This window comes from Acidimicrobiales bacterium, assembly GCA_041394265.1.
Taxonomy (GTDB): domain Bacteria; phylum Actinomycetota; class Acidimicrobiia; order Acidimicrobiales; family SZUA-35; genus JBBQUN01.
The window spans coordinates 3,983,607-4,000,344 of the sequence record JAWKIO010000005.1 but is presented as its reverse complement, the minus strand read 5'-3'; the positions used below and the strand labels follow the sequence as shown (position 1 = coordinate 4,000,344).

The 16,738-nt window shown below is 66.7% G+C and carries 16 protein-coding genes and 3 tRNA genes; 13 read left to right on the top strand and 6 right to left on the bottom strand.

The annotated features are described in order from the left end of the window. Window positions 1-40: 40 nt before the first annotated feature. A complete protein-coding gene (locus tag R2733_19325; GenBank protein MEZ5378662.1) occupies window positions 41-457 on the top strand; it encodes a cyclic nucleotide-binding domain-containing protein in 417 nt (138 codons plus the stop codon). A gap of 42 nt (window positions 458-499) precedes the next feature. Here R2733_19325 and hisC read toward each other — a convergent pair whose 3' ends face one another. Next, complete coding sequence (hisC, locus tag R2733_19320) at window positions 500-1,570, bottom strand: histidinol-phosphate transaminase (protein MEZ5378661.1); 1,071 nt, start codon at window positions 1,568-1,570, stop codon at window positions 500-502. A gap of 50 nt (window positions 1,571-1,620) precedes the next feature. On the opposite strand from hisC, the gene R2733_19315 reads away from it, so the two are divergent. Continuing rightward, complete coding sequence (locus R2733_19315; GenBank protein MEZ5378660.1) at window positions 1,621-3,480, top strand: M3 family oligoendopeptidase; 1,860 nt, start codon at window positions 1,621-1,623, stop codon at window positions 3,478-3,480. A 22-nt stretch (window positions 3,481-3,502) separates the two neighbouring features. Further along, window positions 3,503-4,003: a VOC family protein gene (locus tag R2733_19310; protein ID MEZ5378659.1), complete on the top strand. Its 501-nt coding sequence runs from the start codon at window positions 3,503-3,505 to the stop codon at window positions 4,001-4,003. Window positions 4,004-4,039: 36 nt separating this feature from the next. Here R2733_19310 and R2733_19305 read toward each other — a convergent pair whose 3' ends face one another. After that, complete coding sequence (locus tag R2733_19305) at window positions 4,040-5,410, bottom strand: M20/M25/M40 family metallo-hydrolase (protein MEZ5378658.1); 1,371 nt, start codon at window positions 5,408-5,410, stop codon at window positions 4,040-4,042. A 138-nt stretch (window positions 5,411-5,548) separates the two neighbouring features. Between R2733_19305 and R2733_19300 the strand changes: the two genes are divergently transcribed. Genes R2733_19300 through R2733_19290 form a run of 3 tightly spaced genes read left to right on the top strand, consistent with a single transcriptional unit; the run spans window position 5,549 to window position 8,972 of the window. Beyond that, window positions 5,549-6,520 (top strand): putative selenate ABC transporter substrate-binding protein, encoded by a 972-nt coding sequence (locus R2733_19300; protein MEZ5378657.1) that lies wholly within the window; start codon window positions 5,549-5,551, stop codon window positions 6,518-6,520. Then, window positions 6,517-7,323 (top strand): ATP-binding cassette domain-containing protein, encoded by an 807-nt coding sequence (locus R2733_19295; protein ID MEZ5378656.1) that lies wholly within the window; start codon window positions 6,517-6,519, stop codon window positions 7,321-7,323. Before R2733_19300 ends, R2733_19295 begins: the two co-directional genes overlap by 4 nt. Continuing rightward, window positions 7,323-8,972 carry a hypothetical protein gene (locus tag R2733_19290; GenBank protein ID MEZ5378655.1) on the top strand — a complete coding sequence of 550 codons (1,650 nt, stop codon included), beginning with the start codon at window positions 7,323-7,325 and terminating at the stop codon, window positions 8,970-8,972. Before R2733_19295 ends, R2733_19290 begins: the two co-directional genes overlap by 1 nt. Here R2733_19290 and R2733_19285 read toward each other — a convergent pair. Continuing rightward, a complete protein-coding gene (locus tag R2733_19285) occupies window positions 8,914-9,696 on the bottom strand; it encodes a DUF4214 domain-containing protein (GenBank protein ID MEZ5378654.1) in 783 nt (260 codons plus the stop codon). The two genes, R2733_19290 and R2733_19285, sit on opposite strands and share 59 nt — an antisense overlap. A gap of 465 nt (window positions 9,697-10,161) precedes the next feature. Then, on the bottom strand, window positions 10,162-11,388 hold the full coding sequence (locus tag R2733_19280; GenBank protein ID MEZ5378653.1) for an IS256 family transposase: 1,227 nt from the start codon (window positions 11,386-11,388) through the stop codon (window positions 10,162-10,164). A gap of 346 nt (window positions 11,389-11,734) precedes the next feature. Between R2733_19280 and R2733_19275 the strand changes: the two genes are divergently transcribed. Next, window positions 11,735-12,256 (top strand): hypothetical protein, encoded by a 522-nt coding sequence (locus R2733_19275; protein MEZ5378652.1) that lies wholly within the window; start codon window positions 11,735-11,737, stop codon window positions 12,254-12,256. A 12-nt stretch (window positions 12,257-12,268) separates the two neighbouring features. On the opposite strand, the gene R2733_19270 is transcribed toward R2733_19275, so the two are convergent. Continuing rightward, window positions 12,269-13,162 (bottom strand): methyltransferase domain-containing protein, encoded by an 894-nt coding sequence (locus R2733_19270; protein MEZ5378651.1) that lies wholly within the window; start codon window positions 13,160-13,162, stop codon window positions 12,269-12,271. Between the two features lie 217 nt (window positions 13,163-13,379). Next, window positions 13,380-13,453, bottom strand: a tRNA-Arg gene (locus R2733_19265). A 151-nt stretch (window positions 13,454-13,604) separates the two neighbouring features. Here R2733_19265 and R2733_19260 point away from each other — a divergent pair. From R2733_19260 to R2733_19235, 6 genes are all read left to right on the top strand, one after another. Continuing rightward, window positions 13,605-13,681: transfer RNA gene (locus R2733_19260), tRNA-His, on the top strand. 76 nt (window positions 13,682-13,757) lie between these two features. Further along, window positions 13,758-13,830, top strand: a tRNA-Lys gene (locus tag R2733_19255). A gap of 200 nt (window positions 13,831-14,030) precedes the next feature. Then, window positions 14,031-14,180 carry a hypothetical protein gene (locus R2733_19250; GenBank protein ID MEZ5378650.1) on the top strand — a complete coding sequence of 50 codons (150 nt, stop codon included), beginning with the start codon at window positions 14,031-14,033 and terminating at the stop codon, window positions 14,178-14,180. Window positions 14,181-14,509: 329 nt separating this feature from the next. Continuing rightward, window positions 14,510-14,941 (top strand): PaaI family thioesterase, encoded by a 432-nt coding sequence (locus R2733_19245; protein MEZ5378649.1) that lies wholly within the window; start codon window positions 14,510-14,512, stop codon window positions 14,939-14,941. A 233-nt stretch (window positions 14,942-15,174) separates the two neighbouring features. Then, entirely contained in the window at window positions 15,175-15,807 is a 633-nt protein-coding gene (locus tag R2733_19240) for a type IV toxin-antitoxin system AbiEi family antitoxin (protein MEZ5378648.1), read from the top strand. Beyond that, on the top strand, window positions 15,804-16,553 hold the full coding sequence (locus R2733_19235; GenBank protein MEZ5378647.1) for a nucleotidyl transferase AbiEii/AbiGii toxin family protein: 750 nt from the start codon (window positions 15,804-15,806) through the stop codon (window positions 16,551-16,553). Before R2733_19240 ends, R2733_19235 begins: the two co-directional genes overlap by 4 nt. Window positions 16,554-16,738 lie beyond the last annotated feature (185 nt).

Below are 16,738 nucleotides of genomic sequence, written 5' to 3'. Positions count from 1 at the left end.
GGCGCGCCTTCCGATTCCGCCCATCGATCGTGGAGCCGACATGACCAACGCCAGCGCAACGCTCGCCCGCATCGATCTGCTGTCCGAGCTGTCCAAGACCGAGCTCCGCCAGATCGAGCGGCTGATGACCCCGATCGACATCCGAGCCGGTCGCGAGTTCATCACCGAGGGAACCCCGGGGCGCGAGGCGTTCATCATCCTCGAAGGCATCGCGTCGGTTCGTCACAACGGCCGAGTGATCGCGACCGTCGGGCCCGGCGAAGTGCTCGGCGAGGTCGCCGTGGTCGCCGGCCTTCGTCGCAGCGCCACCGTGGTGGCCGAGACCGACATCGTCGCCGAGGTGCTCGACCGCCGAGAGTTCGTCGCCCTGCTCGATGCGAACCCGAAGCTGTCGCAGAAGATCCTCATCGCCGCGATCAAGCGATTGCACGACCTCGAGCCCGGCCTGCTCGGCTGACCCCCGGAGATCCCTCGCCGGCCGACCGCCGACGAGTGAGGTTCAGCGACCGAGCAGCGCAGCGAGGAAGCGGTCGTTCTCTTCCGGTGTCGAGATGGTGACCCGGATCCCCTCGCCGCTGAAGGGGCGAGTCACGACGCCGGACCGTTCGAGGTCGAGGTAGACCTCGTCGGTGCGCGATCCGAGATCGAGATAGACGAAGTTCGCCTCGGGCTTGGGAATCTGCCAACCGGCGTCTTGCAGCGCGGCAACCACACGATCACGCTCGGCGATGATCCGACTGACTCGTTCCATCACCTCGTCGTGGGCCTCGATCGACGCCATGGCGGCCACCTGTGCCAGGCCATTGACGGCGAAGGGGAAGAGCGTCTTGTCGATCGACTCGATCACCTCGGGATGGCCCATGGCATAGCCGACTCGAAGGGCCGCGAGCCCCTGCGCCTTCGAGAAGGTCCGCAGCACGCACAGGTTGTCGTAGCGGTCGATGAGATCGGGCACGGGGTTGCCGAGCTCGTCGGACATGAACTCGCGATAGGCCTCGTCGAGCACGACGATGATGCTCGGATCGACCCGGTCGAGCAGCGCGGCGATGTCGCTCATCGGGAGCGCCGTGCCCGTGGGATTGTTGGGGTTGGCGAGGATGATGAGCTTGGTGCGCTCGGTCACGGCGGCTACCACGGCCTCGAGGTCGAACGTAGCGTCGCGGAGCGGGGTCGTGACGGCCACGCCGCCGACCAGTGCGGTGTAGACGGGGTACACCTCGAACGAGCGCCACGGGTAGAGAACTTCGTCGCCGGGGTCGACATAGGTGAGCAGCAGCTGTTGCAGCAGCCCGACCGAGCCGCAGCCGACGGTGACCCGCTCGACGTCGAGCCCGACCCAGCCAGCCAGGGCGGCCCGCAGCTCGCTGGCGCGGTGGTCGGCGTAGCGGTTCGTGGTGGTGGCCGCTGCCTGCACGGCAGCCACGACGGAGGGGACCGGACCCCACGGGGTCTCGTTGGACGCCAGCTTGATGGCGTTGACGATGCCGTGCTCGGCCTCGGCCTGAGCGGCGCCCTTGCCGGGCCGATAGGCGGGAAGGGCTGCGATGTTGGGGCGAGGTCTTCCGATCACCCGGTCACTCTATGCCACCCGCCCAGGCCACACCCGTTTACGCTGACCCCATGATCGAGCCGTCCCACACCAGCGCGACCGCCTCCAGCCCGACCACTGCCGACCTTCCCCGGTGGGACGTCACCACCTACTTCCCGGGGTTGGAGAGCCGCGAATTCACCACTGCCGAGGAACAGGTCGGGGCGTCGATCCAACGGCTGACCGCAGTGTTCGACCGTCACGACGTACGCGGCGGCGACAAGGCGCTCGACGCCACGAACCCCGACCCGGCGGCGGTTGCGGCCTTCGACGAGGCGATCGGCGAGCTCAACCGAGTCACCGCCGAACTCGATCTGCTCGATGCCTACACCTACGCCTTCGTCTCGACCGACACCACCGACGCCGTTGCCCAGTCGACCATGTCGCGCCTCATGGAGCTGTCGTCGACACTCTCCGACCTCTACACACGCTTCGACGCATGGCTGGCTGCGCTCGGTGCCGACGCCCTGATCAATGGGAGCACCGAGGCCCGGTCCCACGAGTGGCCGGTGCGCAAGGCGGCTCGCCGGGCCGAGCGGCAGATGCCCGAGGGCGAGGAGCAGCTGGCGTCGATCATGTCGCTCACCGGATCGTCAGCCTGGAGCCAGCTGTACGCCGATGTGAGTTCGTCGATCACCGCCGATGTCGCCCTCCCGACCGGCACCGAGTCGATGCCGATCTTCGCCATCCGCGGCCTCGCAATGGAGGGCGACCCGGCGGTCCGCAAGGCGGCCTACGACGCCGAACTCGGTGCGTGGGAGACCAACGCCATCCCGATCGCCGCCGCGCTGAACGCGATCAAGGGCGAGCAGCAAAAGCTGGCACGACGCCGTGGTTGGCCGACGATTCTCGATGCCCAGCTGTTCGGTCAGGCCGTGAGCCGCAAGACGCTCGATGCCATGCAATCGGCCATGGTCGACTCGTTCCCCGATTTTCGTCGCTACCTGAAGTCCAAGGCCCAACTGCTGGACGACGAGGGCACCGGGAAGGGACTGCCGTTCTGGAGCCTGTTCGCTCCCGTCGGCGCCACTCGCACGGTGGCGTGGGACGAGGCCCAGTCGACGGTCGCCGAGGCGTTCTCGTCATACTCGCCGCAACTGCAGGGCTTGGCCCGACGGGCCTTCGAGAACGCGTGGATCGACGCCGGACCTCGAGCCGGGAAGCAGGGCGGAGCGTTCTGCATGCCGATGGGCGACGGCGACTCGCGGGTTTTGCTGAACTTCAACGCCTCGATGCCCGAGGTGTTCACGCTCGCTCACGAACTCGGCCACGCCTACCACAACACCACGATGACCGAACGCACGCCGATCCAACGGGGCACCCCGTCGTCGTTGGCCGAAACGGCGTCGATCTTCTGCGAGACCATCCTCATCGAGCACGGCTTGGCCACCACCACCGACGCCGCCCAACGCCTCAACCTGCTCGACGTCGACTTGCAGAGCTCGACGCAGGTGATCGTCGACATCCACTCTCGGTTCCTGTTCGAGTCGTCGGTCTTCGAGGCCCGTGCCAACTCGACCATCTCGATCAGCGGCTTGTGCGATCTGATGGCAGCAGCACAAGAGGCAACGTATGGCGACGGGCTCGACGCCGATCAGCGCCATCCGTGGATGTGGGCCGCCAAGCCCCACTACTACGGCTCGCTGTTCTACAACTGGCCCTACGCCTTTGGCTTCCTCTTCGGACTCGGGTTGTACGCCCGCTACCGCGACGACCCCGACCGATTCCGCACCGGCTACGACGACCTGCTGTCGTCCACCGGTCTGGCACCGGCCAACGAGCTCGCCACTCGCTTCGGCATCGACGTCGAGGACCGGGCGTTCTGGGAGTCGAGTCTCGACGTGGTGCGGTCCCGCATCGACGACTTTTCGTCGCTGACGGAACAGGCCTGACCCGGTCGGGGTTGTTGCACGCATGGCCATCTCTCGTCTCAACCACGCCGTGCTCTACGTTCGCGACGCCGAAGCCACCGCCGCGTTCTACTCCGAGCTCCTCGGCTTCGAAGTCGCCAACGCGTTTCCCGGCGGCGTCTTCATGCGGGTGGCCCCGGACTCACCGAACGATCACGACATCGCGTTCTTCTCGATCGGTGCCGGCGCGGGGCCGAGCACGGCAGGCCGGGCGTCGGTCGGGCTGTACCACCTGGCGTGGGAGGTCCCGACCCTGCGCGAGCTGCTCGAGCTGCGGGCCCGACTGCTCGAGGCGGGTTCGCTCGCGGGCGAGAGTGACCACGGTGTGTCGAAGAGCCTGTACTGCAAGGACCCCGACGGCATCGAGTTCGAGTTGATGTGGGCGGTGCCGGTCGACCGGTTGACCGAGGCCGACGCGGTCACCACCAAGGCGATCGACTGGGATGCCGCCGTGCAGCGCTTCGGCCTCGACACGGTGTCGGTCACCGAGATCGCCGCACCCTGATCCCCACTTCGCACGGGCACCCGGCGGTAGTGCCGGCTACGCCATTAGGTCGCCAACGACATCGAGCCACAGCTCGGTGGTGAGCCGGAGCGACTCGACGTCGACCCGTTCGTCGTTGCCGTGGAACCGCTTCGAGAAGTCACCCGCACTCAGGTCGGGACTCATGAGGCCCGCACCGTAGGCAATCGCGCCGAGGTCGCGGAACACACGAGCGTCGGTGAAGCCGACCGACAGCGACGGGCTGAGCCGAGCCGACGGAAACGGCTTGTTGACCGCCTTCTGCACGCTGTTCCACAGAGGTGTGTCGATACGGCTCATCGATGCCATGTCGTTCATGAGCACCTCGACGTGCACCTTGTCGGCGAGATCGCCGAGCGCGGTGTCGAGATGGTGCTGGACTTCGTCGGGTGTCTCACCGGGAAGCGTACGAATGTCGACCTGGAGCTCGATGGCATCGGGGATGACGTTGGTCTTCATGTCGGGACCGCCGTCGAGCACGTTGGTCGAGAACGTGGTGTGCACACACGAGTGGAGAAAGCTGGCGCTGCCGGCGTCGGGCATCGCCGCCAGGAGATCGTCGAGGGCATCGGGATCGAGCATCGTGGCCCGCACCTCGTCGGGCACCGGCAGGGTGTCGACCCGTTCCCGCCACAGTTCGTGGAAACGGGCCGGCGGTCGGTAATCAGCGATCCGTTGGATGACCGCCGCCGCGGTCACCAGTGCGTTGTCCTTGCGGAACGGCATCGAGCCATGGCCGGGAACACCGTCGATGCGGAGCCGTCGCCACGCCACTCCCTTCTCCCCCACCGTGAGCCCGACCGTCTGGTCGCTGCCGACGCCGCCATGGAGTCCACCGTTCTCGGTGAGGACGTAGTCGCAACGAATCGACTCGGGATGGTGGTCGGCCACCCAGCGGGCGCCGTGGGCGCTACCCGATTCTTCGTCGGCGACGGCGAAGTAGAGCAGGTCGCCCTTCGGCTTGAAGCCCGAGTCGGCGAGCTCTCGGAAGGCGACCGCCATCGACGACGTGAGGTTCAGCATGTCGACCGCTCCCCTCCCCCATACTTCGCCGTCGATGAGCTCGCCGCCGAACGGATCACGACTCCAGCCGTCGGGGTTGACCGGGACGACGTCGGTGTGGCCCATCAGACACAGGCTCTTGGCGTTGGGGTCGGAGCCCTTCAACCGAGCGACGAACGAAGAACGCCCGGGTGTCGGCTCGAAGTGTTCGAAGTCGATGCGAGACGCTCCGGCGCCGCCGGTGAGGTACGCCTCGAGGAGCTCGGCGTTTCGGATCTCCTGACCCGACTCGGCGTGGCCGTTGTTCACGCACGCATTGCGGATCATGTGTTGGAGGAGGTCGACCGTGCGGTCAAGGAGCTGATCGGAGCGTCGCATGTCGGGCATGGGGCGAGTCTTCCACGCCCGGCTGGTCAGCGCCTGCGCCGATGGGGGACATCGCACGCCGCAGGTCCTAGAGTCTGGCCTTCGGTTCAAAACCGAACCGAAACGAAAGGAACCCATGAACCTGCAAACGAGGACGCGGTGATCGCCGCTCGTAGGACCACCGGTCGGTGGTCAGCTGTAACACTTCTCGCTCTGCTGGCCTTGCTGCTGGCGAGCTGCGGGAGTGACTCGAGTGCGAGCTCCGCCAGTGGCGAGAGCGACGCCGGTGCGGCCGACACCGACATCAACGGCACGCTGAAGATCGGAGCGATACCCGATCAGGACCCCGAACAGCTCGCACGAACCTACGGGCTCGTCGCCGACTACCTCGAGGACGCCGTTCCCGGGCTCACCGTGGAGTACGTGCCCGTCACCGACTATCAGGGCGCCGTCGCCGGGTTCCGAACCGGCGACCTCGACTTCGTCTGGTTCGGCGGACTGACAGGAGTGCAGGCCCGACTCGAAGTCGATGGGGCCAACGCCGTGGCCCAGCGCGACATCGACGCCGAGTTCACGAGCGTGTTCATCGCCAACACCTCCACGGGCATCCAACCGTTCGATGACGTGGCCGGTCTCAGTGCGCTGACCGGCACCCGCTTCACGTATGGATCGGAATCGTCGACGTCCGGCCGTCTCATGCCCCAGGCGTTCCTCGGCCAGGCAGGCATCGATCCCGCAGCCGACTTCGACGGAGCGGTCGGGTTCTCGGGCTCGCACGACGCCACGATCGAGCAGGTCCAGGCCGGCACGTTCGAGACCGGTGCGCTCAATTCGCAGGTGTGGGACTCGCGTCGTGAAGACGGGTCGGTCGACGAGAGCGCCGTCATCGAGGTGTTCCGCACCCCGTCGTATTTCGACTACCACTGGGTTGCGCGCCCCGACATCGACGAGCGGCTCGGCACCGGCGCCACCGAAGCGGTGGTCGAGGCGTTGTTGGCCCTCGATGCGAGCGACCCCGACCAGGCGGCCATCCTCGACCTCTTCGGTGCCGGCTCGTTCATCCGCACGGAGAACGCGAACTATGCCGACATCGAACAGGTCGGGCGGGACGCTGGTTTGATCAACCAGTGACCCTCACGCCGACGACCGGACCGGCGGCGTCGCTGAGCGACGTCGCCGTCCGGTTCGGCACGACCTCCTCGCTGACGGCGCTGTCAGGAGTCTCGCTCCTCGTCGAGCGGGGCCAGCGTGTCGCCCTGCTGGGGTCGAGCGGCGCCGGGAAGTCGACGCTGCTCGACGTGCTCGGAGGGCGGCGCCGACCGACCGCCGGCGTCGCGCTCGTTGGCGACATCGACCTGGCACGGGCCACCGGTCGAGCAGCCCGGCGGACTCGGGCGCGGATTGGCATGGTTGCTCAACGCAGCGAACTGGTGCCATCGCTGTCGGTACACCGCAACGTGCTCCTCGGTCGGGCGGGGAGCCAGTCGTCGGCAACAACGATGTGGGCCCTTGCTCGCCATCAGGATGCCGACGGCGTCGGACGAGCCCTGGCTGCTGTCGGACTCGAGGACCTCGCCGACCGCCGCACATCGACCCTGTCGGGTGGCCAACGACAGCGAGTTACCATCGCTCGTGTCCACTACCAGTCGCCGGACCTCGTGCTTGCCGACGAGCCGGTGTCCAACCTCGACCCGGTTCGCGCCGACACGGTCCTCGAACTACTGGGCTCGCTCGTGAACGACCAGCCACACCGAGCGTTGGTGGTGGCCCTGCACGACCCCGATCTCGCGGTGCGTCACTTCGACCGTGTGATCGGGATCGAGTCGGGCACCATCTCGTTCGACCTTCCGGCGGAGCGCCTGGACGCCGAACGGATCGAGCGGCTCTATGCGTCGGCATCGACCGGCGACGCCGAACACCGGCCGACGCCTTGATGCCAGCCTGGAGCCGCAAGCGCCGCACGTCGACGACCACTGCGGGCGTCGTCTTCCTCACCGCGCTCACGGCGTGGGTCCGAAGCGGTGCCGTCGCCAACCCGAGCGGTGTCGACTCGTTCGCCTCGTTCTGGTCGGCGGCGTTCCAACCTGCGCTCCAAGGGGACTTCCTTCGACGGATGGTCGAGGCCTCGCTGACCACGGCGTCGTTTGCGCTCCTGGGCACGATGCTGGCGGTGATCATCGGCGTGGTTTTCGCTCCCCTGATCGCCAGCACCACCTGGGACCTCGACCGGATCCCGCCCGGTGCTCGCCGTCGTGTCGCTGCGGCCACCCGACGGGCGGTCTGGCTGGCATCGGTGCTGCCGCGCGCAATCCACGAGTTCGTCTTCGCGCTCGTGCTGATCCAGATCTTGGGACTGGACCCGATCGTTGCCATCGTCTCGATCGGCGTGCCCTTCGGCGCCGTGACGGCGAAGGTGTTCGCCGACATGATCGACGGTGCCAGCCCCGAGGGCAGCTACGCGCTGCGGGCCGCCGGAGCGCCACGGATGGTGGCGCTGCTCGCCGCGACGGCACCGACGGCCAAGCGTGATCTGCTGTCGTATGCGTTCTATCGATTCGAGTGCGCCATGCGATCGGCGGCTGTCCTGGGCATCATCGGCGCCGGCGGCCTCGGCTATGAACTGGCACTCAGCTTCCAGTCGCTCCGCTACGGCGAGGTGTGGACGGCGATCTGGTTTCTCGTTGCGCTGAGTGGCTTCGCCGATCGGTGGTCGTCGTGGGTACGGCGTTCCGATGCCGTCGTGACGGCGACCGGGGCGTCGTCGAGTGCCCGCTCGGCCATCGCACTCGTGGTCGCCGCGCCGCTCGCCTGGTGGTGGGTCTCACCGGAGATCAGCCGGCTGTGGCGCCCGCAGACCCGGTCGCTGATCGTCGACCTGGCCGACCGGGCATGGCCTCCGGCCACCGGCGACCTCGGGTTGCGCGGCCTGGCCCTCGACTCGCTCGACACCTTCGTCATCTCCGTCCTGGCGATCACGATCGCAGCACTTGGCGCAGTGGTGATGGCGTTTGCGTCCGGCGGCGGGCTGCGTGCGGCGCCCGATCACCCATCGCTGCTCGTGCGGGTGATCGAGTTCGCGACGCGGTCGGTGATGTTGCTGCTACGCGCCGTGCCCCCGCCGGTGTGGGCGTTCGTCGTCGTTCTCGTGATCTTGCCCGGGATCGTTCCCGGTGCCGTCGCCCTCGGCCTCTACAACCTCGGCGTGCTCGGCCGCCTCATGGCCGAGGTGTTGGAGAACGACGACGACGCAGCCTCACCGTCGCTTCGTGCGGCAGGCGCACCGTCGATCGTGGCGTTCGTCGCCGCCGCCGTGCCGTCGATCCGACAACGGTGGCAGGGACTCACCTTCTATCGATGGGAGGTAACGGTACGCGACACTGTGATGGTCGGCACCGCCGGGGCGACCGGCCTCGGACGAACGCTCACGCTGGAGCTGGCGGGGCGAGCCTTCGATCGAGCGCTCGCAGCGCTGATCGCACTGGTGCTCGTGACCCTGCTGGTCGACGAGCTCGCTCGCCGAGCGATCAGCCCCAGCAGCTCCGGCTGGCGTACCAGGGGCGAACGCCATCTCGCTTCCACGTGATGACGGCGGCTTCGTCCTGCTGGGCCGGCGTGGCCAGGTGGGCTTCGAACACGCCGTAGCGAGCAGCATGGCCGTAGGCAGCCCAGCTGGAGGCCAGGAACTGGTAGGCACCCCGAGCGCTCGACCGGCGGTTGGCCGCCAAGTAGTTGCCACCCGATTCGCAGCGCCGGATCTCGAGCAGGATCGGCGGCACGTAGACGCCGTGGCCGGCGTCGACCCAACCCGCAGGAGCGGACGGCGAGACCACCGGCACCACGGGTGCCTGCACGACCTCGAGACCGGTGGCAATCCGGTGCTCGGCCGAGTCGGAGATGTAGAGCACGGCGCGGGCGGCGTCGTACTGTGACCAGTACTCGTAGCCCGACGTGTCGGGTTCACGACCGAGGGCCCAGAGGTAGGCGTCGCGGAGCGGATCACCGGTCGAGCGATTCTGGGCCTCTTCGGAGTCGATGAGTGACCGGGTGAGCGCGAGGAGTGATTCACCGCTTTCGATCTGGTCGACCCAATAGTCGTGGCCGGCAGCGTCGGGCTCGCGACCGAGCGCTGCTCGATACAGCCTGGTGATGCGATCGTTCGGTGCCAGCGATGCGAGACCCTGCGGGGTCGCTTCGTCAATCGTGCTTGCGGCGCCGTCGTTGGTGCTCTGCGCCGACGCGGGCACTGCGACCAGCAGTGTCCCGACGGCCAGGAGCACGGCAACCGCCGTCTTCATCTTGTTCAGCATGTAACCACCTCATCGTTCGCTCAGCAGCGAGGGCGCTGCTGAGTGGAAGGCCTGAGATGACGACAAACGCCCAGTGCATGCGGACGTGCCGAGGGATACCAAACCGACGAACTCGCACGCATGTCTGCGTCATCCCATGCCCCTCTGAAAGGATCCCGCCTTGGTTAGAGGCATGTGCGCTCGGGTTGTCGGCCCCCGAGTAAGCCGGTAAGTGACGATCACGTTACGCGGCGCCGCCACGAATGCAAACTCGATGTGTTTCTTGCCACGTCCGGTGTGTCCGGTGACACCTGGACTCGATCCCGGCGTCATCAGGATGATCTACGCTGCCGGTGTCACATTGGAGGGACGATGAGCGAGAACTACACCGCATGGGATGGCAACGACTATCCCTGGCCACCACCCGAGGGCTGGGTCGACAGAGTCCCGTGGAGTGGTGGGGTTCCGAGTGTGTTGCTCGGTGTGTCAGGCCTCGAGTTGGGCCCGTGATCGCTCAGTGTCGCGCACAGTGTTGAGGTCTGCCATCGACCCCTCGGTCATGTAGCGGCGAGCGACCGCCCATTCCGCGTGCTGATCAGCGAGCACGGCCCCGATGAGCCGGATCGCTGCGGCGTCGTTGGGGAAGATCCCGACCACGTTCGTGCGCCGTTTCACTTCCTTGTTCAGTCGTTCCAACGGATTGTTCGACCAGATCTTGCGCCAATGCGACGACGGGAACGCCCCGAACGCCAACACATCGGTCTTGGCGTCACGCATCGACAACGACGCTTTCGGGAACTTGGCCTCGAGCATGTCGGCGACCTCGTCCCAACGGGTGTTGATCTCCCCGGTGGTGCCGAGCGCGAAGATCGACCGGAACGCGGCCGCCACCATTTCTTGCTGCCCTTTCGGGACCTTGGACAACAGATTCCGGGCGTAGTGCACGCGACACCGCTGCCAGCTCGCCCCGCTGATCCCTTTGCGGATGGCGGCCTTCAGCCCTTCGTGGGCGTCGGAGATGACGAGGCGGACACCACCGAGACCACGTTTACGCATCGAGCGGAGGAACCGGAGCCAGAACGTTTCGTCCTCCGAATCACCGATATCGACACCCAGCACTTCGCGGTCACCAGCAGCGGTGATCCCGGTCGCGATGACCACCGCTCGGGACACGACCTGGCCGAGGGCGTCGTCACGGACGTTGATGTAGGTGGCGTCGAGATACACGTACGGAAACGAAGTGTGACCCAGGGTGCGTGTCCGGAACGCTTCGACTCGTTCGTCCAGACCGGCGCAGATCCGCGACACCTCTGATTTGGAGATGCCGGTGTCGATCCCCATCGCCACCACCAGATCATCGACCGCTCGGGTGGAGACGCCGTTGACATAGGCCTCCATCACCACCGCATACAGAGCCTGATCGATCCGTCGGCGGGGTTCGAGGATGCTGGGGAAGAACGAACCCTTGCGAAGTTTCGGGATCCCGAGTTCCAGATCGCCGGCCTTGGTCGACAAGGTCCGTGGCCGGGTCCCGTTGCGATGCGTGGTCCGGTCGATGCTGCGCTCGTAGGGGCCGGCGCCGATCTTTTCGGCCGCTTCGGCCTCGATCAACTGTTGCAGCGCCCATTGGGCGAGCTGGCGGACCAGATCGGTTCCTTCTCCGATCGAGATCGCGTCGAGCAGGCGGTCGATGTCAGACTGTTCAAGAGTCATCGGTGTGGTTCTCCATGGTGTGCACTTGGTCGTACACACCGAGCATCACGCCGGTGACTCACCCACAGGTGGACCCGCCCCGAAATCCCACCACGCCAAGGGACTCATACGCTGGGTCCTCGGCAACGATGGTCGGTATTGGCCCGACGGCCAGCAGCCGACCGGGCCGCGCGATGCGGCCACGGCCGCCGGAGGCGGCGATTGGGCGGAGACGACCACTGTTGCCCCGCCGGAACCGTCGGCGTTCGCCGCACCCGACCCTGGAGCGATGCCACCGCCCGGTGCCATGGCGCCACCAGGTGCAATACCACCACCGGGCGCCATGCCCCCGCCCGGGGCGCCAGGAATGGCACCACAACCGGGCTACGGCGCGCCGCCACCAGGACCACAGGCGCCGGGCACCTACACCTACGGGGTGGCGCCGAAGAAGTCGAGCAAAGCCGGATGGTGGGTGCTCGGCATTCTCCTGTTTCTGATGGTCGTCGGCGTCGGCGGCTGTCTGCTCATTGCCACAGTGCTGGCCGACGGCGCCGCCGAGTTGGGCGACACGTTCGCCGAGTTCGAGGACGAGTTCGACCGCCGCCAGGAAGCCACGCAGGCGATTGCCGTGACGTCGTGCTCGCTCGAGGGTGGCGTGCCGACCGCGTCAGGGACCGTGACCAATCCGCGCACATCGACGTCGAGCTACTTCGTGCAAGTGGAGTTCTTCGACACGGCAACTGGCGCCTCACTCGGGACGGCCGATGTCTCGGTCTTCGCCATCCCTCCCGGCGACACCGAATCGTGGGAACTCAGCGCGCCGACTTCAGGCGTCGAGGGCGCCATCAAGTGCGAACGAGGCTTCGACGCCATACGCATCGAGGACTGAACGCAGGACCGATCAGTCGGCCTTGCGGAACACGAAGACGGCGTTGACGGTGAGCAGTTCGTCGCGCGAGTAGCCGTCGAGTTCCTCGGCAAACGCGCCGTCGATCAGCGGCCCGAACACCTCGGGATGTTCGTACTGATCCAGGTATTCCACGTATCCGGGTGTGAGTTCGTCGAACAGTCGCCGCCAATCGGCCAGCCGCCATTCGTTGAGGAACGCGCTCGGGCGAATGCCTGCGGCCGTGCTCGGCCGAAGGTGCCCCCACAGCAGGCGTTGATCGTCCACTCCGGTGAACGATCGAATGTCGTGGTGACCGTTGGCCGAGGTGTAGTTGTGGATGCTGATCAGCGCTGCTCCTCCAGGTCGAAGCGCCTCGATGACCCCGGCGAGAGCGGCTCGGGGATCGCTGACATGCTCGAACACCGACCAGGACACCACCGCATCGAAGGCTCCGTGGGCTGGACGCCAGTCGACGATGTCGCCCTGGTGACTCCTCGGCCGGATGAAGGAGGTGCCGCCGACCAGATCGATCCAGCTTCGACGGGCCGACCGGTTGACGAGCAGTTCGCGTCCCAGCGACTTCACCACTCGTCCCGCGCCATTCGTTCGCGCCATACGCCACCAACCGGCGGCGTCACGCGCACTGACGACGTCGAGATCGAGCGCCTCGACCGTGTTCGACAGCCCGAGGTAGTGCGCTCGCTCAAGCCCCTGGCCAGGTCCGATCTCGAGGAGCCGGAGCCCAGTCAGCTGCTCGCCGAGTTGGGTCTCCAGCCGGTCCACGTCTCGCTCGAGCCCGACCTTCAACGGCGCAAGGCCGGCAGCGTGATCGGTCGTGACGGCGTTGACGACCTGACGCCATGACCGCATCAGTCCGAAGTCGGCATAGCTCCGAAGTTCACCCATGTCTGACCCTCATCCGATTGCTCGCTCAACGACCCTCACCGAGCCTCGCCCCGAATCCATCGGCAGGTAGAGGCGGCATCGGAGTCAGCGCCGCGAATTGTCGATGAGAAGCAATCAGCGAAGCGTTGCTCGAACCCCGCGAACAGGCGGTGCGGGCGGGAGCCATGATTCATCATGGGCGACCAGTCCCGAGCCGACCGAGGCGTGATCTGGCGAGCGCCCCCGGCAGGACTCGAACCTGCAACCGTCAGATTAGAAGTCTGGTGCTCTATCCGGTTGAGCTACGGAGGCGTGCGACGCTGTCCGAGCCAACGCCCGAGCAACGGCCCGACGAGCCTAGTGCGCTCGGCGGGCGATCGGTGCGGCGCTCCAGGTCATCGGGATCATGCGGCAAAAGTTGATCGTCGTTCGCCGGGGTATCCGCTAGGCTTGCCGATTCCTGGTGGCTGTAGCTCAGTCGGTTAGAGCGTCAGTTTGTGGCACTGAAGGCCGGGGGTTCGATTCCCCTCAGTCACCCCACGCAACCGCAAGGCGAAAGTGAACACCCAGCGTCGGCAAGGTGCAGGGTGAACGCTAAGCTTCGGCGGCTACACAAGCGCCTCTAGCTCAATTGGCAGAGCAACGGACTCTTAATCCGCAGGTTCTGGGTTCAAGTCCCAGGGGGCGTACCTCGAGAAGGCCGTCGACCAGGGCAAACGCCCCGTCGGCGGCCTTCGTCGTTCACGACGGGTGCCAAACCGGGTGCCAAACTCCCGCTCCTAGACCGAGCGATAGACCCGAGCACGCCCGCCTCACGCCGTCCTGGCTCGAATGCCTGTACTCGACGGCACGACGAGGGCCGCCCGGCCGTTGTCTCGCTTCACCTCCGATGTTGACTGCCATACACCACCTGTGGCCCGCCCGAATCGCCCATTGGGACACCGAGGCCAAGGAGATCCGGTCCAACGCGTACGTGCCGACCGACGACCTCAGCTCGGCTCCAAACCCCAAGGTCCTCTCTGCTGCGCCGACCAGCTGAGAGTTCTGCCGACCCCAGAGCGTTCCACGGTCCGATCGTGGGGTAGCCATCTCCACCGAGACCTCATCGTCGATCTCTCCTTCATCTCTCGGCCGACAAACTCGCCCAGGAGAGCTCCCCTCGTCCCCCGCACCACCATCGAGCCGAACAACGCCCACGACGAAGTCCCTGCTGCAGTCGCTCACCTCTGCACCCCTCGACCGTGTCGACGACATCGAAGCGGCGATCTTCGCCTGCAACCGGTGCCTCGGCGGAACACCCTGCGAAGGGGGTGCTGTCCGGCTGGATCCCCGGTTGGAGTGGCACGGAGGTGTGCCATGGGTGCCGCCGTGACAAGCGACGAGCACTCCGAGGTGAACGAGACCGTCGAGTTCTTCCGTGCCTGCATTGGATCTGCCGACGTGTGGGCAGGCGGACCGCCGTTCACTCGCTGGCTCGGCGGGGTGCTGGTCGAGCGCGACGAGATGGCCAACCCGGCCGGCCTCCTCCATGGCGGCATGCAGTGCGCCATGCTCGGCGATGCCGTCGGGCTGGCGGCGTTCACCCTCGGGCGCGACGGCTTCCATCTCTCCATCAACCTGGCGACCGACTACCTCGCCTCGGCGGCAGTTGGTGCGACCGTACGCGCGACGGCGGAGATCGCGCGGGCCGGCTTGCGGGTGGTGCATGCCTCGGCCACACTGAGCGATCCCGACGGCCGCACCCTGGCCAGCGCCAGCTCGAATTTGCTGTGGTCCCCCCAGACCACGACGACCGTCTGAGTCCGCCGGAAGGGTCCGACTTGGCTCGGGGCGAGTCGCCAGGGGTGACCAGCATCGACCTCGACTCGGTCGTGCGTATCGGCCCTGCGGACGAGTGGCCGAGGGAGCGCCTGATCGAAGAGCTGGAGCGCCGCAGCGGTGAACGGTGAGCAGGCCAACGAACTACAACGCTGCAACTTCGTTTCTTCGTCATAACCCGGTTCCTGGACCGTGTTATGACGTACAATCGGTGAATGCCTCGTATCGTTGACGAGCTCGCTCGCCGCCAGCTGAAAGTCGGACGACCGGATTCGTTCGACGTCGAGCGGACAGACACCGAGCTGCGGCGACTCATCGAGAACGGGAGCGTGCTGCAACTCTCGAAGGGCTTCTACGTTCTCGTCCCCGAGGAGCGGCGGGGCCCGGACACGACATGGCGACCCACCATTGAGGGCGCAGCACTCGGCATGGCAGTCGCGCTCTACGGCCCTGACGAGGTCGCCCTCGTCGGCCCCTCGGCGGCCAGGGCGCACCGCTGCTATCCGCGAGCCCTCGGCACGGGCTACGTGTCGATCCCGGGAAGGTTGCGCACGCGCGGAACCATCGTCGGGACGATCCGATTCGTCACGCGCGATCTGTCGGGCATGGACACCGTCAAGGTGGAGACCGACCTCGGGCCGGGCTGGGCCACGAGCGTCGAACAAACCGCACTCGACCTTTGTCGCGAGCGGCCGGCTTGGAACATCACCGACGAGGCCCGAACCGAGATGATCCGGCGACTCGCCGACCGGATCGACTGGGACCTGATCGACGAGATCGCCGAAGCGAAGCGCGGCGTCAAGACGCTGCAAAGGCTTCGCACGATGCTCGGTCGAACCCGGCCATGATCGACCGCACCGAGATCGAAGCGGTCGCCGGCCGGTTCGGCGCGCCCGACACCCAGATCATCCGCGACCACCTCATCAGCCACGTGCTCGCCGCGATCGCCGACTGGCCCGACCGTGACCGCGTCACGTTCTTCGGTGGCACCGCGCTCTGCCGCACGTGGCTGCCCGACCTCCGCCTGTCCGAAGACATCGATCTGCTCCTCGGCTCGCCCACCGACGGCGACGGTCTCCGAGCCCACATCACCAGACGACTCCGTCGCGAGTTCCCGAACCTCACCTGGACCGGCCTCGGCTCCCAGCACCAGGTCGAAACATGGGCCCTCGCCGCCGACGACCTCGAGGTCAAAGTGCAGTTCGCCCGGCGGCCGGAATGGCAGACGATTCCCGTCGCCATCGAGCCTGTTCAGCTGCGCTACTCGGACCTCTCTCCCTCGGTCCATCTCAGAGTCCCGACGCCCAGCGGTTTCGCCGCGATGAAGCTCATGGCATGGTTCGACCGCCACACCCCTCGCGACCTCTACGACCTCGCAGCACTCGCCGACGCCGGACACATCGACGAAACCGCAGTCACCCTCGTGCGCCCGATCGCCGGATTCACTCCCGGAGCCGCCAATCTCGAGCGCTCAGTTCCCCGCTCGGTCGCCTCGTCGTGGCAAACGGAGCTCGGGCACCAGGCCTCCGACCTTGACTCGCCCGACGACTGCCTTGCTCGGGTGCGGGCTGCGCTCGACCGGATCAGCGAGTGACGCCCAGGGGATCGAACACCGGCGAAGCGCCGGACTTCGACACCCATGCCGGCAGGCACGGAGTTCGGCCGTGGTCACGAGGTGGTCACAACAGTTCCGTGATCACGGGTTATCCACAGGGATCGGACGGGATCTAAGAACACCGGAAAGCAAACGTTTTCCCAGTTCAGGCGGTATTTCTCGCC

What these genes read in the sequence shown, in the direction of transcription:
- R2733_19325 (MEZ5378662.1), top strand. Translation starts at nt 41, where the DNA reads ATGACCAACGCCAGCGCAACGCTCGCCCGCATCGATCTGCTGTCCGAG.
- R2733_19315 (MEZ5378660.1), top strand. Translation starts at nt 1,621, where the DNA reads ATGATCGAGCCGTCCCACACCAGCGCGACCGCCTCCAGCCCGACCACT.
- R2733_19310 (MEZ5378659.1), top strand. Translation starts at nt 3,503, where the DNA reads ATGGCCATCTCTCGTCTCAACCACGCCGTGCTCTACGTTCGCGACGCC.
- R2733_19305 (MEZ5378658.1), bottom strand. Translation starts at nt 5,410, where the DNA reads ATGCCCGACATGCGACGCTCCGATCAGCTCCTTGACCGCACGGTCGAC.
- R2733_19290 (MEZ5378655.1), top strand. Translation starts at nt 7,323, where the DNA reads ATGCCAGCCTGGAGCCGCAAGCGCCGCACGTCGACGACCACTGCGGGC.
- R2733_19285 (MEZ5378654.1), bottom strand. Translation starts at nt 9,696, where the DNA reads ATGCTGAACAAGATGAAGACGGCGGTTGCCGTGCTCCTGGCCGTCGGG.
- R2733_19280 (MEZ5378653.1), bottom strand. Translation starts at nt 11,388, where the DNA reads ATGACTCTTGAACAGTCTGACATCGACCGCCTGCTCGACGCGATCTCG.
- R2733_19275 (MEZ5378652.1), top strand. Translation starts at nt 11,735, where the DNA reads ATGGCACCACAACCGGGCTACGGCGCGCCGCCACCAGGACCACAGGCG.
- R2733_19270 (MEZ5378651.1), bottom strand. Translation starts at nt 13,162, where the DNA reads ATGGGTGAACTTCGGAGCTATGCCGACTTCGGACTGATGCGGTCATGG.
- R2733_19250 (MEZ5378650.1), top strand. Translation starts at nt 14,031, where the DNA reads ATGTTGACTGCCATACACCACCTGTGGCCCGCCCGAATCGCCCATTGG.
- R2733_19240 (MEZ5378648.1), top strand. Translation starts at nt 15,175, where the DNA reads ATGCCTCGTATCGTTGACGAGCTCGCTCGCCGCCAGCTGAAAGTCGGA.
- R2733_19235 (MEZ5378647.1), top strand. Translation starts at nt 15,804, where the DNA reads ATGATCGACCGCACCGAGATCGAAGCGGTCGCCGGCCGGTTCGGCGCG.